Origin of the sequence: Streptomyces sp. B3I8 (genome assembly GCF_030816915.1) — a bacterium.
GTDB lineage: Bacteria > Actinomycetota > Actinomycetes > Streptomycetales > Streptomycetaceae > Streptomyces.
This window is the reverse complement of record NZ_JAUSYN010000002.1, coordinates 4,633,175-4,648,973: the sequence shown is the minus strand read 5'-3', so window position 1 is coordinate 4,648,973 and position 15,799 is coordinate 4,633,175. Positions and strand designations below refer to the sequence as shown.

The following is a 15,799-nucleotide window of genomic DNA, read 5'->3' as shown; positions in this document are numbered from 1 at the left end:
CGGAAGGTCACACGGCCCGAGCGGACCGTGGCAGGAGATCGTGTCGTCGCGGTCTAGTAGATCGGCTTGTCGGGCTCGATCTGGTTGACCCAGCCCACGACCCCGCCGCCGACATGCACGGCGTCGGAGAAGCCGGCCGACTTCAGGATCGCGAGGACTTCCGCACTGCGGACACCCGTCTTGCAGTTCAAGACGATCTTCTTGTCCTGCGGCAGGTTCTCCAGGGCGTTGCCCATGATGAACTCGTTCTTGGGGATCAGCCGGGCGCCCGGGATGGAGACGATCTCGAACTCGTTCGGCTCGCGCACGTCGATGAGTTCGAGATTCTCGCCGTCGTCGATCCACTCCTTGAGCTGCTTCGGAGTGATCGTGGAGTCGGCGGCCGCCGCCTGGGCCTCCTCGGACACGACGCCGCAGAAGGCCTCGTAGTCGATGAGCTCGGTGACGGTGGGGTTGTCGCCGCAGACCGCGCAGTCGGGGTCCTTGCGGACCTTGACCTGGCGGTACTGCATCTCCAGGGCGTCGTAGATCATCAGACGCCCGACCAGCGGCTCACCGATGCCCGCGAGGAGCTTGATGGCCTCGTTGGCCTGGATGGAGCCGATGGACGCGCAGAGCACGCCCAGGACGCCGCCCTCGGCGCAGGAAGGGACCATGCCGGGGGGCGGCGGCTCCGGGTAGAGGCAGCGGTAGCAGGGGCCGTGCTCGGACCAGAAGACCGAGGCCTGCCCGTCGAACCGGTAGATCGAGCCCCACACGTACGGCTTGTTCAGCAGCACACAGGCGTCGTTGACCAGGTAGCGGGTCGCGAAGTTGTCCGTGCCGTCGACGATCAGGTCGTACTGGCTGAACAGGTCCATCACGTTGTCGGCCTCGAGCCGCTCCTGATGCAGGACCACGTTCACGAACGGGTTGATGCCCTTGATGCTGTCCCGGGCGGACTCGGCCTTGGGGCGGCCGATGTCGGCCTGGCTGTGGATGACCTGACGCTGCAGGTTCGACTCGTCGACCTCGTCGAACTCCACGATGCCGAGCGTGCCCACGCCCGCGGCCGCCAGGTACATCAGTCCCGGCGAACCCAGGCCACCGGCGCCCACAAAGAGCACCTTGGCGTTCTTCAACCGCTTCTGCCCGTCCATCCCGACGTCCGGGATGATCAGGTGGCGGGAGTACCTGCGAACCTCGTCTACGGTGAGCTCGTCGGCCGGCTCGACCAGGGGTGGCAGCGACACGGGGACTCCGTTGGTCGGTCAATCACTACGGTTGTTCTCCATGCAACACTGCCACGCCCTTCTTCATTCCGAGACACCCGTTCCGAGGCGCGAGACGATCTCGTCCCAGTAGCCGGGCATCGCCTCCCAGGGGTCCACTCTGCCGCCGCGGTCCGTGCGGTCGGTGAGGTAGACCGTGGCCGCGCCGTGCCAGCGGGCGATGCGCAGAGCTTCGTCGAGGTGGCCGCGGGGCAGTCCGTGGACGAAGTGGCAGAAGCGCTCCGGCGGATGCTCGGCGGTCCACTCGGCCACCTGCGACCAGCGGTAGTCGTTCCAGGGGCCGCTGAAGGTGACCAGTTGGTCCGCGAGGTCGGCGTAGCCGGGGTACGGGTGGGTGCCGTGGCCCAGGACGAGATGGCTCTCGTCACGGAGGGCACGGAGCGCGGCGGTGGTGCGCCGGACCGCGGGGAGCGCCTCGCGGTGTGTGGGGCAGCGACGCAGCAGGAAGCCGTCGACGCGGTACCAGTCGAGGTAGTGCCCGGCGTCGGACATCAGCTCGGCGGAGGGGCGTCTGCCATACGCGGCGTCGAGCCGGCCGAGGACGCGGACGCCCGCGTTGCGGAGCTGACCGACCGCTTCCAGGCAGCGTGGATCGGGGCAGCTCCCGGGACCGTCGTGCACGTTGAGGACGGCCCAGTGGACGGGCGTGCCGGGGCGGGCGAGGGCGTTCCACTGGTCGGGGGCGAGGAGCGGGTGCGCGTAGCCCGGAACACCGACGCCGGGGCCCGCGTGGGTGCGTCTGGTGTCGGTGGTGGTGGAGGTCAGATACGGCACGCCGCCTCCATCCAGATGTCGGCGAGGGACTCCTCGAGGTTGATGCGGGGGCGCCAGCCGAGCCGGTCGCGGGCGGTGCGCACATCGGCCTGCTGCCAACTGCCGCAGCCGTCCGGGTACGGCAGGGTTGCCGGGGCGGCGTGGTCCGACTCGCCGCGGGGGTGGCCGATGAAGGCACGAACGGGGCCGGGTGCGGTGTCGATCTCGTGCAGTGTGCCGCCGAAGCCGGCCACGCGGGCGAGGACGGCGGCAGCGTCACGCAGCCGGACGGCACGGCCGGAACCGATGTTGATCACTCCCTGGGCGGCAGAGAGGGAGGCCGCGTGGACGGCGCGGGCCACGTCGCGGATGTCGATGAAGTCGCGTTGGATGCCGAGCCCGGCGAGTTTGAGTTCGCCGTCGCCGGACTGCATGGCGCGGCGCATGGCCTCGGCGAGCCGGCCGAGCGGTGACCCGGCGGGGGTGCCCGGTCCGGCCGGGGAGAAGACGCGCAGAACGACGGCGTCGAGCCCGGAGCCGAGCACGAGTTCGGTGGCGGCGAGTTTGCTGACGCCGTACGGGCCACCGGGACGGGGCACCGAGTCCTCGGCGGTGGAGGAGCCGGGCTGGCTCGGACCGTACTCGGCACCGCAGCCGATCTGTACGAGCCGGGCGCCGCAGCCGCTGCGGCGCAGGGCCTCGCAGACGGTGGCGACGGCGACGGTGTTGTGGCGGGTGAGGTCCCGGGCGCCGCCGCGGGTGGCGCCGGCGCAGTTGATGACGACTCCGGGGTGGACGGCATCCAGGAACCGGGTGAGTGCGCCGGGGCTGCCGGTGGCGAGGTCGAACCGTACGTCGGCGTCGTCGCCGCGGCCGAGCGCGGTGAGCTGCACGGCGGGGTCGGCGAGCAGACGGTCGGCGACGAAGCGGCCGAGGTATCCGTTGGCTCCGATCAGCAGGACCCTCATCGGGCGCCTCCCGTGACGGACTCACCGGGTGTTCCGGATCGGGAGGTGATCATCTGGGTCTCTCCTTCAAGGGGGTTGTGCGGGTGCGAGGGGTGCCGGCGCGGTACGCCGGTCCGGCCGCGGGTGGGGTGGGGGGTGACGTCAGCGGGGTTCATCCGGCACGGCGTGGGCCGAGGCCCGGGTCAGCGTGCGCGTGGCATGCACCAGCAGGGCGGTGGCGGTGGTGCCGCAGGCGAGGGCGGGGATGCTGCCCGGTCCCCAGGCGTCGGTGAGGGTCTGGACCGGAACGGAGAGGAGGGAGCAGCCGGGAAGGCGCGCGGTGAAGACGGTGGCCAGGGACAGGCCCTCGGCGACACCGGCGGTGGCGAGTGCGACCGCCGGGGCGTGCGGGAAACCGTGCGCGATGAGCAGCCGGGCGAGCAGGAGGAGCACGCCGAGGGCGCCCGCGTCGGCGAAGGCGGGCTGTTCGTCGAGGAGCGCGCCGCACAGTGCGAGGAGACCGAGGAGGGCGCCCAGGAAGAGGGCGAGGACGCCGAGGAGGAGAGGGCGGACGGAGGCGGCGAAGTCGTCCAGGGCACGGCTGGTGGCGAGGCGGCGTCCGGCCAGCGTGGTGAACAGACCGGCGCACCACACTGCCGGGGCGCAGGCGAGGGTGAGGGCGAGGAGGGGGGCCGTGGTCGGGGACCAGGGGCCGTCGGGGCCGCCGGTCAGGCCCTCGCCGAGGAGCCCGTCGCCGAGGAAGGCGTACGCCAGCAGCCAGACGGTCCAACCGCGCGTGCCAGAGGGGGCGCGGTACGGGCCGGCCAGGGGACCCCGGCGCAGAAGGGTGCGCAGTGCCAGTGCCACCAGCAGGACACCCACGAGGGGGACGGCGAGGTGGGGCCGGCCGTCGGTGAAGCGCGTCCCCACGACGGTCGCCGCGCACAGCAGGCCCGGCAGGGTGGCGAGCAGAGCCGGGGCGGGACGCGCGGCGGCGGGGCGGGAACCCGTGGTGGGGCGAGGGGGCGTGGCGTCGGGGTCTCGGGGGAAGCGGGCGTACATCTCCTCGGCGAGCGAGAAGACGTCACGGTGACGGAAGCGGGCGGCGGTCCGGTCGGTCACGCCGTACGCCTCGAGACCGGCGGCGATCTCGAGGTGGTCGACGGCCCGGGCGCAGAGGTCGCGGTGCCGGTTCATCAGGGTCTTGACCGGGTCCGCGGTGCCGGGGTTGGTGTCGGGGCCCGGGCTGGTGTCGGTGCCGAGGGTCTCGGACGTGCTCGCGGGGGCTTCGTGCTTCGTTCCGGTCGCCTGGCGCACGGTCCCGGTCGCTCCGGAGTCGGTCCCGGCCGCTCCGGAGTCGGTCCCGGCCGCCCTGGAGTCGGTCCCGGCCGCCCTGGAGTCGGTCCCGGCCGCCTCGGAGTCGGTCCCGGCCGCCTCGGAGTCGGTCCCGGCCGCCTCGGAGTCGGTCCCGGCCGCCTCGGAGTCGGTCCCGGCCGCCTCGGAGTCGGTCCCGGCCGCCTCGGAGTCGGTCCCGGCCGCCTCGGAGTCGGTTCCGGTCGCCTCGGAGTCGGTGCGTGGGTCGGTCATCGGGCGGCGCCCTCTCCCACCGGTTCCGGCTGCTGTCCGAAGGCTGCGGGCGGGGCGGTGGTGTCCGGGGCCCAGAGGGGGTCGCGTCGGAGCGGGCGGCGGGGGCCGGTCCAGTTGCCGGGGAGGTGGGCCTCTGCAGGGGTACCGAAGGGCAGCGGCGCTCCCCTGTCGTCGAGGAGCACCCGGCGGCGCGGGGAGTGGGAGACGACGTCGAGGTACATGCTGTCAAATGCCATGACGTTCTGCTCCACGGTGAACAGTTCGACGGCGCGTGCGCGGGCGGCCTCGCCCAGGCGTCGGCGCCGTTCGGGGTCGCGCAGCAACGCCACACACGCCCGTGCGAGCGCCGCCGGTTCACGGGGCGGTACGACCAGACCCGTGCCGCCGATGGCCTCCACCACGGCGCCCACGTCGGTGGAGACCGTGGCCCGTCCGCAGAACATGGCTTCGACCAGGCTGACGGGGAAGCCCTCGACGACGCTGGAGAGGACGACGACCGCTCCCGCGGCGTACACCGCCGCGAGGTCGGGCGCCTCGGGTGCGCCCGCGTCCTCGAAGGACACCGGACGGTCACCGGACGTGCGGGCGGCGCCTTCGGGGCCGTCGTCGGGGCCGTCGTCCGGGAAGAGCCGGGCGGCCAGGGCCTCGCAGTGGTCGAGGTAGGCCCGGCCCTCGACGCCCGCGGCGCCGACGATACGCAGGCGGGCCGTCGGCACGTGCGTGCGGACCTCGGCGAAGGCGTGGAGAAGGGAGACGAGGTCCTTGGCGGGCTCGACACGCCCCACCCAGACGAGCGTGTCCGCCTCACCACCGCCGTCCTCGCCGCTACCGTCCCCGCCACCGCCGTCCCCGCCGCTGCCGTCCCCGCCGCCCTGACCGGCGCCGCGCCGACCGGCGTTGTTCTCGGCGCCCCCGTGCTTGTCGGCCGTCGGCGCCTCGGCCACCTCGGCGAAGCGGGACGCCTCCATGCCGGGGTAGACCGTGCGCAGCTTGGCCCGGTCGGCGCCGCAGTGTTCCTGCCAGCGGCGGACATGGGCGTTGCCGGGGGTGATGCGGGCGGCCCGCCGGTACACCTCGGCGGCGAGTCGGCGGTGGAAGGAGGCGAGCAGCGCGCGCACGGCGGGGGGCGCGTCGGCGGTGGTGAGGTAGTGCGCCCGGAGGGGGACGCCGTACTCGGTGACCAGCAGGGGCACCCCGGAGAAGTGCCGGGCGAGCAGTGCGGGGAGGGCGGCGGCGCCGCCCGCCGTGGCGTGACACAGGTCGACAGCACCGAGCCCGGCGTCCTCGTACCAGTCCAGGGAGAGGGGACGGAGGGCGCGCTCGACGTGGCGGGCCGCGGTGAGGAGTTCGGCGACCCGCGCCCCGTGCGCCGTGCGCACGGCTCCGGGCGCCCGGCAGGCGCGCTCCCAGACGCGCAGCGCGCCCTCCGAACGCAGAGCGCTCCCCAGTCCGCCCTCTTCACGGGCGAGGTCGGCGAGGGCGTACAGCGCGCTGCCGAAACGGTCCGCCTGCCGGTTGTCCCCGTAGTCGCCCAGGCAACCGTCCACACAGCCACCCATGCAGCCGTTCGCACAACCCTCCGCGCAGCCGTCCATGCAACCGCCCGTGCCGTCGCTCGGGAGGCGGCCCGCGTGGTCGTCCGTGCGACCGCCTTCGCAGACCGCGCGGGCGAGTTCCGCGTACGCCTCGAGGAAGCGCCGTCGAGCCCGGCGCCCGTGCAGGTCACGGCCGTGTGTGGTGCCGTCGTCGACGGCGGTCCACAGTGGGGCGGTGCGCACGCGGGTCACCTGGGGCGGCAGCGGCACCAACCCCTCGTCCTCCTGCCGCCGGCTGCGGCTGAGCGCGTAGACGTGGAACTCGTGCCGTGCGAGCCCACGCACGAGCCGGTCGCACCAGAGCCTGGCGTCACCGCTCACGTACGGATAGCCACCCTCCGTCAGCAGTCCGATGCGCACGAGTGCATCCCCGATCTCCCGTATGGGGAGCCGCCGTTGTCCGGCGGCCCACAGCGGGAAGAACGTATGCGGACATGCCGGTGGCGCGACGGACGGTTGTCCATCACGCCACCAAAAGGGGTGAACCGTCGTAACTTTCCCGGACGGTCCGCGTTTAGCCGCGCTAAGGGATCACGGCACCCTGGGGTTCGTCATACGACCGCCGATGCCGCCGGGTCGCTGGGTTCGCCCGTTCCACCGGGCCCGGCCGCCGCGTCGATCGCCTCCGAATCCCGACGTTTGGAACCCCGACGTTCCGCCCGCCGGCGTGCCGCGACCGCCGGGTCGAGCGCGGGGACGGCGGCCAGCAGCTGCCTGGTGTAGGGATGCTCGGGGGTGTCGTACACCTGGTCCGCCGCGCCGTACTCGACGAGCCGGCCGCGGCGCATCACCGCCACCCGGTCGCTGACCTGCCGTACGACGGCCAGGTCGTGCGCGACGAAGACGAGTGCGAGCCCCAGCTCGCGCTGCAGCTCGCCGAGCAGGGCGATCACCTGGGCCTGTGTGGTGACGTCCAGTGCGGAGACCGGCTCGTCGCAGACGATGACCCGGGGGTCGGCGGCCAACGCACGGGCGATGCCGACGCGTTGCCGCTGTCCGCCGCTGAACTCGTGCGGATAGCGGTCGTAGTGTGCCGGGTCGAGCCCCACGCGCTCCAGCAGTGCGCGCACGCGCCCCTGAATGCGCGCCTCCCGCTCGTCACGGGTCTCCCGCGCACTCCGGCCGCGGGCCGCGTGCGCCCGGAGCGGGTCCGCGATCGATTCGCCCACGCTGCGACGGGGGTTGAGGGAGGACACGGGGTCCTGGAACACCATCTGTACGGCGGGCCGCACGCCCGTGTGCGGTCGGCCCCGGTAGCGCACCTCGCCGGCCGTCGGCTCCAGCAGTCCGACCAGCATCCTGCCGAGCGTCGTCTTTCCGCTGCCGCTCTCCCCCACCACGCCGAGGGTCTCGCCCCGGCGCACCGTCAGCGACACGTCGTCCACGGCGACGACCGCGCGCTTGCCGCGCCCGAACTCCCGCCGCAGCGCGACCGCCTCCAGCACGACCTCACCGACGCCGGCACCTTCGACAACTTCGACACCTTCGGCACCATCAGCACCGGTGTCCTCGCCGACACCAGTGATGTCATCACCACCACCGGCCCCGTCAACGCCTCTCACCCTCGACACGTCCACCTTCGACGCATCCACCCTCAGCGCATCCACCCGCGGCACCGCCGCCAGCAGTTCCCGGGTGTACGCCTCCGTGGGCTCCGCCAGCACCTCGGCGGCCGGCCCGTGCTCGACCGCCCGCCCGTGCCGCATCACCAGCACGTCGTCGACGCTCTCGGCGGCGACCCCCACGTCATGCGTGACAAGCAGCAGCCCCATCCCCGTCTCCTGCCGCAGCACGTGCAGCAGGTCGAGGATCTGGGCCTGGACGGTGACGTCGAGCGCGGTCGTCGGCTCGTCGGCGATCAGCAGTCGCGGCTCGCAGGCCAGCGCCATCGCGATCAGCGCCCGTTGCCGCATGCCGCCGCTGAACTCGTGCGGCCGGGCCCGGGAGCGCCGTACGGCGTCGGGGATACCGACCCGGTCCAGCACCTCGACGGCACGCGCGCGTGCCGCACGCCGGGAGGCGCGGGTGTGGACCCGGTAGACCTCGGCGATCTGGTCGCCGATCGCGTAGTACGGGTCGAGGGAGGACAGCGGGTCCTGGAAGACCATGGCCGCCGTCCCGCCCCTCAGCCGTCGCAGTTCCTCCTCGGGAGCCAGAGCGGGCTCGACGCCGGCCACGCGCACCGAACCGCCGACGACGGCGCCGGTGCCCCGGTGCAGTCCCAGCAGCGCGGAGGCGACCGTGGACTTGCCGGAACCGGATTCGCCGACCAGGCCGAGGGCGGCGCCCTGGGCCAGTGAGAAGGAGAGCCCGTCGACGGCCCGCAGCCCGCCGAAGTCGACGGTCAGCCCGTCCACGACCACAAGTTCCACCGGACCCTCGTCCACCGGACCCTCGTCCACCGGACCCTCGTCCACCGAACCCGTGCCCACCGGACCCTCGTCCACCGGCCCCGCGCCCGGACTCACGTCCACCGGACTCATGACAGCACCACCCGTCGGTCGGCCACCGCGTACAGCACGTCCGCGACGGCGTTGGCCAGCACCACGAAGAAGCCGATGACCAGCACCATGCCGACCACGACCGGCAGGTCGACGACGTCCACGGCGTGCACCAGTTCCTGTCCGATGCCGGGCAGCCCGAACAGGGTTTCGACCAGTACGGCGCCGCCGACGGCCGAGCCGAAGTCATTGGCGTTGAGCGCGATCACGGGCGCGAGCGCCCCGCGCAGCGCGTGCCGCGCGACGATCGCCCGCTCGCCGACGCCGTAGGCGCGGAACGTGCGGATGTGATCCTCCGCGAGGGTCTCCAGCACGGCCGACCGGGTCATCCGGGCGAAGAAGGCCGCCTCGCCGAGGGCGAGGGTCAGCCAGGGCAGCAGCAGGTTCCACGCCCACTGCTCGGGATCGTCGGCGAAGGCGACGTACTGCGGGAACGGCAGCAGCTCCCACTGCCCGCAGATGACGATCATCAGCACGAGGCCGATGACGAAGACGGGCGTGGCCATCCCGGCCAGGGTGACGCCGGTCAGCACGCGCTCGGTGACCCGGCCGCGCCGCCACGCGGAGAGCACGCCGGTGCCGACCCCGAGCAGCAGCCAGAGCACCATGGCCCCGGCCACCAGCGAGAGGCTGACGGGCAGCTTTGCCAGGATGATCTGCGTGACCTGCTGGTCACTGCGGTACGACAGTCCGAGGCACGGCGCCGAGCAGTGCTCGACGGAGGTGCCGGTGGAGTAGTCCTGGCCCACGACGATGCCCTGAAGGAAGTGCCAGTAACGCAGGAGGAGCGGGTCGTCGAGGCGGAGTTGCTCGGCGACCTGGTGCACCTGCGCGGGCGAGCAGCGCGGGCCGCAGGTGATCTGGGCGACGTCGCCGGGGGTGGCGTAGAAGATGACGTAGACGAGCGCCGAGATGGCGATCAGCGTGACAAGGGCCCCGGTGACGCGCCGCAACGCGAACCCGGTGAACCCGGAGAACACGGAGAACACGGAGAACACGGAGAAGCCCGTGAACCCACTGGAGCCGGTGAACCCGCTCACGTGGCGTCCTCCTTCTTCCGGGAGTCGCTGACGGTCCCAGCCGCTCCGCCGGCTTCCCCGGCCGCTCCGGCGGCGCCCCCTGCCCGGGACTCCCTGGCCGCCCGCTTCTCCCGCCGGCGCCCCGTCCCCACCCGCAGGCGGGACGCCGCGCGCGGGTCGAGGGCCGTGCGGACGCCGTCGCCGAAAACAGTGAGCGCCAGCACCGTCACGAACAGCACGCCCGCGGGGAGCAGCAGGTACTGCGGTGCCGCCGCGTACCAGACGTCGGCCGAGGTCAGCATCTCGCCCCAGGAAGGCGTCGGCGGCCGTACGCCGACGCCGAGGAAGGACAGCGCGGCCTCGATGGTGATGTTGTTCGGCACCATGAGCGCGGCGTAGGTGAGGACGGGCGCGGCCAGCCCCGGCAGCAGTTCGCGGCGGGCGACGCGCCAGGTGCCCCAGCCGCTCAGCCGGGCCGCCGCGACATGGTCGAGCTGTTTCAGGGTGAGTGTCTGGACACGGGCGATCTTGGCGATGCTGCCCCAGGCCACGAACCCGATGACCAGCGCGACCAGCACGGGACGCGGGAAGCCGTCGGGCACGACCGCCAGCAGCGCCAGGGCCATGATCATCAACGGCATGGCGATGATGATGTCGGTGGCCCGGCTCAGCACCTGGTCGAGCCACCGGTTGCCGAGCCCCGCGGCGACGCCGATCAGCACGCCGAGGGAGACCTGTACGACGGTCGCGGCCAGGGCGACGCCGAGGGAGACCCGGGCGCCGTGGACGAGCCGGGCGAACAGGTCCCGCCCGGTCTGCGGTTCGACGCCGAGCCAGTGGTCGCCGCTGATGCCGCCGAGCGGCCCGAGGGGGACACCGCCGCGCGCGGAGTCCACCAGCGAGGGGTGGTAGGTGGTCGGGTCCTGGCCCTCCAGCGCGGTGAGCAGGGGGGCGGCGAGCGCGACCAGGACGAGCAGGGCGACGACGCCGCCCGCGACGAGGGTGGCGCGCTGCGTGCGCAGCCGCCGCCAGAACTGGCGGGCCCCCGAGGCCGCCGGGAGGACGGGCGCGTGCCGCGCCGACCCGGTCCCGGCGGTCCCGGCGATCCCGGAAGCGCCGGCGGTCCCGACGATTCCGGCGGCGCCGGCAGCCTCGGCGGCCTCGGAGACAAGTGGTGCCTCGTTCACGACGTCACTTCACCGCGACCTGGGAGATGTCCAGGACTCCGGTCCAGTCACTGATCACGACGTTCTTGATGTCCTCGCCGTAGAGCCGCTTGTAGACGGGGTGGAACAGCGGCACGACGACCGCCCGCTCGGCGATCTTCTCGTCCAGCGCGCCCCATCGCTTCGCGGCCGCGTCGAGGTCGGTGAGCTTGTTGATGGCGTCGATCTCGGTGTTGACGGCGGTGTCGTCCAGGAAGCCGGAGTTGAAGTTGGCGCCGTCCTTCACGATCTGCCGTCCGTCGAAGATCGGGGCGAGGAAGGGGCCGCCGGAGGGCCAGTCGGCGCCCCAGTGGGAGAGGAAGAGGCCGGGCTCGGTCCTGGTGTCGCGGGTCCGGTCCTTGTAGTCGTTGTCCTCCAGGCCCTGCAGCCGGACGGTGAACCCGGCCTTCTTCAAAGCGTCCTGGATCGCGGTGGCGATCTCCGGGCTGGTCTCGAAGTCCTTGGCGTTGGAGTGGGTGAGCGTGATCGTCAGCCCGTTCGGGTGGCCCGCCTCCTTCAGCAGTTCCTTCGCCTTGGCCGCGTTGCCCGACCTCCCCGCCGGGAAGAGGTCGTACGACGTGTGGCCGAAGGACTTCTGGTCGGGCAGGAAGGTGGTGGCGGGCTCGGCGAGCGCGGAGCCGCCGGCCGCGTTGACGACCGACGAGCGGTCGACGGCGTACGCGACGGCCTGGCGCACCTTGGGGTCGTCGAACGGCTTCACCTTCGGGTTGAACGCCAGGTAGTCGGTGTAACCGAAGTGCCCGGTGCCGACCCGTGCGGCGAGCTTCTTGTCGCCGCTGACCTTGGCGAGCTCGGCCGGGCCGAGGTTGGTGTCCGTCGTCACGGCCGCCGCGTCCGCCCCTTGGGACGCCGACAGCCGCTGGTTGATCACGGAGGAGTCGAGCCCGGACCGTACGTCGATCCGGTCCGGATACGCCTTGCGCTCGGCGTCGGTGGCGGCGGACCAGTGCGTATTGCGCTCCAGGACCAGCGTCTCGCCGTCGTTCTCGTTCTTCACGACCCGGTACGGGCCGGACGAGACCGGGTGCGCCTCGTACTTGGTCCCGGTGTCCTCGGCCTTCGGGACGGGCGCGAACTGGGTCTGTGTGGCGAGGTAGGGGAACTCGCCCTCGGGCTTGTTCAGGTGGAAGACGAGGGTCCGCTCGTCCGGCGTCTCGATCGCGTCGAGGCCGCCCTTGCCCTTGTCCTTGTACGGCCCCTGGTAGTCGGCCGCACCGACCAGCCAGTCCCGCAGGTAGGGGGCGCCGCCGGAGAGCTCGGGGGCGAAGGAGCGTTCGATGCCGTACTTGACGTCGGCGGCGGTGATGGCCGTGCCGTCCTCGTACTCGAGGCCCTTCTTCAGGGTGTATGTCCACACGGTCGCGTCCTTGTTGGGGCGGCCGGTGTCGGTGGCGAGGTCGGGGACGACCTTCGCTCCGGCGGCGCCGTCCTCGCGGTTGCGGGTGGTGAGGGTGCGGAAGACCAGGGACGGCACGTTGCCGCCGCCGGAGGTGTAGAGCCGGGCCGGGTCGAAGTCGGTCTGCGGCTGGCTGTTGAGGACGGTCAGGGTGCCGCCCTTGTGGGGCGTGGAGTCGCCTCCGGCGCTCTTGGCATCGTTGTCCTCCGGACCGCAGGCGGCGACACCCGCTGCCACGACCAGGCCGAGGGACGCCACTGCCAGGCGGCGTGGAGTGCGGGTGCGGGACGGTTGACGCATCGGAATGACGACCTCTCAGGGGAGTTCCCGTGCGCCGTCCCGGATCGCGAGACGGTCGCACGAGGAGTGAGACGAAAAGGAGCAGACGTCTGCCCGGCGGAGAGTCGTCGCACGTCACGGAGAGGCCGTCGAGAAGACCGTGCCGACGGGCGTGACCGGAACGGGACGGGTCACGGCGGCGGAAACGGACGGAGACGGCGGAAGGGAGTGCCGACGCGCGCCGGGGCGGGTGTCAGCGACAGTGAATGTCGGCCACGCACAGTGCGGTCACACCGATGAGCGCCAGTTCGATGGCGACGCGGGAGGCGGGACGGCGGGACGACATGCGCCGAAATTAGAACGGGCGACCAGCTCATGTCAATCTGACATCAGCCGGTCACCCGCTCACCGCGCCGCACCCGCCCCCGCTCACCGCGCCGTACTCGCCCCGTGGGCCGGCTCAACCCTTCGGATAGGGCCAGGGGTTGGCCAGGCAGTGGATGCCGTCGTGATCGAGGAACTTGGTCTGCTGCTGCATGACCGGCGCGAGGTCGCCGTCTTTCTGGCAGTTGACGTGTCCGCGGCCGAGCCGGTGACCGACCTCGTGGTTGAGCAGCATCTGCCGGTAGGCATAGATCTGGTCGTCGCCGTACGTCTTCGAGCCCTGGGCCCACCGGTAGGCGTTGATCATCACGCGTTCGGTGGCGGCCGAATCGCAGGAGACGTTGTCCTCGGTGGTGTCGAGGCCCGACTTGGCGCACCACTTGGCCGTGGTGCCCGAACTGGCCAGCGTGAGCACGAAGTCGGGTTTGCCGGAGGAGACGCGCTCGAAGGCGATGTTCCCGCCGTGGGCCCAACTGCGGTCGTCGTTGAGCGTCTTCTGCGCGGCCTCGGCGAACAGGGCGGCCTCCAGGCCGAGGCCCTTCTCCACGTCCACCCGGTAGGTGTACGTCCGCCCGTGACCGGGCGCCTTGTCGGTGCCGGGGACGGCGGCGAACGCACCGGAGCCCGTGGCGTCGGCCGAGAGCGGATAGATCTTGGCCATCTTCTGCGCGTACGTCAGCGGTTTCGCGCTCGGGGCGGCGGAGGGCGACGCGGCCCCCACGCCGGCGGCGCCCCGGATGTCCCGGGCCCGGTCGGTGGCGGACCCGGCACGCGCGGAAGCGCCACCGTGCCCGTCGCCGACCTGGCCCGCGACGACGACGGCCAGCACGGTGGTGACCGCGGCGGCCGCGGCACCGGCGAACGTGCGGCCCTTGCCACCGGGCCGGCGTCCGGACCCGCGTACGTCTTCGGGAGCACCGGGCGCGGCGGACGAACGGGAGCGGATGGGAGCGTTGTCGTCGGGGGCGCGGCGGCCCTCGCCGTTCTGGCGACCCTCGCCGTTCTCGCCGAAGGCGTCCAGGTACTCCTGCCGCGGACCCCGCGAGCGCCGCGCCGCCGGGGCCGGGGCGGCGTCGGCCGCGTTCCCGGCCGCCGGGGCCCCGCCCCGGGCGGACACCGCACCGACCCGCCCCCAGCCGCCTCCGGCCTCCCGCTGCTCGGGATGCCCGCCGCGCACCTGGGGCACACCGTGCGCAGGGGTGCCGTCGGGGAACCGCGGACCGCCCTGCGGCGGGGCGCCGCCCGGGCCACGCGGAACACCGTGGGCGGGCATGCCGCCCGGAACACGCGGGACACCGTGCGCGGGTGTCCCGTCCGCGAACCGGGGCACCCCACCGGCGGGGGTGCCGTCGGGCAGCCTCGGAAAGCCCTGCGCGGGCGTGCCGTCCCCGTACCGGGGCGCCCCGCCCGCTCCTCCGGGGACTCCCGGACCGCCCGGCCCTCCCGGCACCCGGGTCGGACCGCCCGGCGCGCGGGCCGGTCCGGACACTCCGGCGCCCTCGCCTGCGGGAGGCCGGCGCGGCAGCCCGGCCGACGGCACCACCGGCTCCGAAGGCCCTCCCCGCCCCGGTTGTCCACCCGGCCCCGACTGTCCTCCCGGCCCGGACGGTCCGGCCGCCGCTGCCGGGCCGACCGCCTCGCCGGCGTCCTTCCCGTCGCCCTTACGGACGCTTCTGTCGCTCCCTCGCCTGCGGCTGTGTCGTCCCACGCCGCGCCTCAGCTCCCCGCATCGGTCGTATCAGTCACACCGGGCACCGCGTCCACGTCCGCATACACGGACTCGGAAGCGGAAGCGGAAACGGATGCGGACGCGGGCGCCTGCGTCTGCGCCTTCACGTCCCTCAACAGATCACGGAACGTGTCCGCCACCCGCTCGGGGTACTCCATCATCGCCACGTGTCCCGCCTCCGGCAGGGTCAACATACGGGAGTCGCGGAAGGCACGTGCCGCACGCGAGGCCATGCGGAAGCCGACCAACTGGTCCCGGCCGCCGTAGACGAGGAGTGTCGGCGCGAGCACCCGTTCGGCCTGCCGCCACAGTCCGTGCTGTCCCCCCAGCGTGTAGGCGTTCACCAGACCACGTGTCGAGCGGGCCATCGCGTCCCACATGTACGGCAGCCGTATCCGCCGTTCCATTTCCTCGACCGCGTGTCGGAACCCCTCCTCCGTGACCCGGCCGGGGTCGCCGTAGCACAGGGCCATGATGCCGCGGACCCGCTGCTCGGCCGTCCATTGCCGGGTGTAGCGGGTGAACAGGGCCGCGACGCCGGGCACCGCGAGCAGCCCGGTAGGGACCGCGCTGCGCTGCACCCGCAGTTCGGGCAGCGCGGGCGAGACGAGCGTGAGGGTACGGACCAGGTCGGGTCGGGCGGCGGCCACGCGGGTGGCGATCGCGCCGCCCATCGAGTTGCCGAACAGGTGCACGGGCCCGCGCCCGGAGGCGTCGAGGTACCGGATGACCGCGCGGGCGTGCGCGGTGATCGAGTAGTTGCCGTCGTCCGGCGGCGGGGAGTCCCCGAAGCCCGGCAGGTCGACCGCCTCGCTGTCGACGACGTCGTCGAGCAGCGGCATCAGTGCCGACCAGTTCTGCGAGGAGCCGCCCAGCCCGTGCACGTAGAGGGCGGGCGGCAGCCCTTCGCGGGCGGACTTTCTCGACCGCACCGTCAGGGTGATCCCGGGCAGTGAAACCGACCTGAGCTCCTCGCCCTCCGCGGCCCTGACGGGCGTTACCTTGGGCAGGACGGTGGTCGTGGCCGGTGCGGCGGCCGGCAGCTCGGTCGAAGACATGCGGCAATGTTACGAGACGATCACGTGCGGGCTCATGTGTTCGCCCTCATAGGT

12 protein-coding genes are annotated in these 15,799 nt (G+C 72.8%); all 12 read right to left on the bottom strand.

Features of this window, described 5'->3' with window-relative positions; all coding sequences use genetic code 11:
- Positions 1 to 53 precede the first annotated feature (53 nt).
- The 12 genes from moeZ to QFZ64_RS22875 all read right to left on the bottom strand — a co-directional run bounded on the left by moeZ (position 54) and on the right by QFZ64_RS22875 (position 15,745).
- Positions 54 to 1,232, bottom strand: a complete 1,179-nt coding sequence (gene moeZ, locus QFZ64_RS22925) for an adenylyltransferase/sulfurtransferase MoeZ (RefSeq protein ID WP_307068625.1) — start codon at positions 1,230 to 1,232, stop codon at positions 54 to 56.
- Positions 1,233 to 1,295: 63 nt separating this feature from the next.
- The gene (locus QFZ64_RS22920; RefSeq protein WP_307068623.1) at positions 1,296 to 2,045 is read right to left on the bottom strand and encodes a spherulation-specific family 4 protein; all 750 of its coding nucleotides are present in this window, start codon (positions 2,043 to 2,045) and stop codon (positions 1,296 to 1,298) included.
- The gene (locus QFZ64_RS22915) at positions 2,033 to 2,992 is read right to left on the bottom strand and encodes an NAD(P)-dependent oxidoreductase (protein WP_307068621.1); all 960 of its coding nucleotides are present in this window, start codon (positions 2,990 to 2,992) and stop codon (positions 2,033 to 2,035) included. The genes QFZ64_RS22920 and QFZ64_RS22915 overlap by 13 nt, the downstream gene beginning before the upstream one ends.
- Positions 2,993 to 3,133: 141 nt before the next feature.
- Complete coding sequence (locus QFZ64_RS22910; protein WP_307068619.1) at positions 3,134 to 4,558, bottom strand: hypothetical protein; 1,425 nt, start codon at positions 4,556 to 4,558, stop codon at positions 3,134 to 3,136.
- Positions 4,555 to 6,513, bottom strand: coding sequence for a DUF3492 domain-containing protein (locus tag QFZ64_RS22905; protein WP_307068617.1), 1,959 nt, complete (start codon positions 6,511 to 6,513; stop codon positions 4,555 to 4,557). The genes QFZ64_RS22910 and QFZ64_RS22905 overlap by 4 nt, the downstream gene beginning before the upstream one ends.
- A gap of 191 nt (positions 6,514 to 6,704) precedes the next feature.
- Entirely contained in the window at positions 6,705 to 8,525 is a 1,821-nt protein-coding gene (locus QFZ64_RS22900) for an ABC transporter ATP-binding protein (RefSeq protein WP_307071832.1), read from the bottom strand.
- 107 nt (positions 8,526 to 8,632) lie between these two features.
- The gene (locus QFZ64_RS22895) at positions 8,633 to 9,634 is read right to left on the bottom strand and encodes an ABC transporter permease (protein ID WP_307071830.1); all 1,002 of its coding nucleotides are present in this window, start codon (positions 9,632 to 9,634) and stop codon (positions 8,633 to 8,635) included.
- Positions 9,635 to 9,690: 56 nt separating this feature from the next.
- Complete coding sequence (locus QFZ64_RS22890) at positions 9,691 to 10,779, bottom strand: ABC transporter permease (protein WP_307071829.1); 1,089 nt, start codon at positions 10,777 to 10,779, stop codon at positions 9,691 to 9,693.
- 85 nt (positions 10,780 to 10,864) lie between these two features.
- Entirely contained in the window at positions 10,865 to 12,595 is a 1,731-nt protein-coding gene (locus tag QFZ64_RS22885) for an ABC transporter substrate-binding protein (protein ID WP_307068615.1), read from the bottom strand.
- A gap of 232 nt (positions 12,596 to 12,827) precedes the next feature.
- Positions 12,828 to 12,920, bottom strand: coding sequence for an Ms4533A family Cys-rich leader peptide (locus tag QFZ64_RS35395; protein WP_373430651.1), 93 nt, complete (start codon positions 12,918 to 12,920; stop codon positions 12,828 to 12,830).
- Between the two features lie 114 nt (positions 12,921 to 13,034).
- Positions 13,035 to 14,231, bottom strand: a complete 1,197-nt coding sequence (locus QFZ64_RS22880; RefSeq protein ID WP_373430650.1) for a DUF3152 domain-containing protein — start codon at positions 14,229 to 14,231, stop codon at positions 13,035 to 13,037.
- A gap of 443 nt (positions 14,232 to 14,674) precedes the next feature.
- Complete coding sequence (locus QFZ64_RS22875; protein ID WP_307068613.1) at positions 14,675 to 15,745, bottom strand: alpha/beta fold hydrolase; 1,071 nt, start codon at positions 15,743 to 15,745, stop codon at positions 14,675 to 14,677.
- Between the last annotated feature and the right edge of the window lie 54 nt (positions 15,746 to 15,799).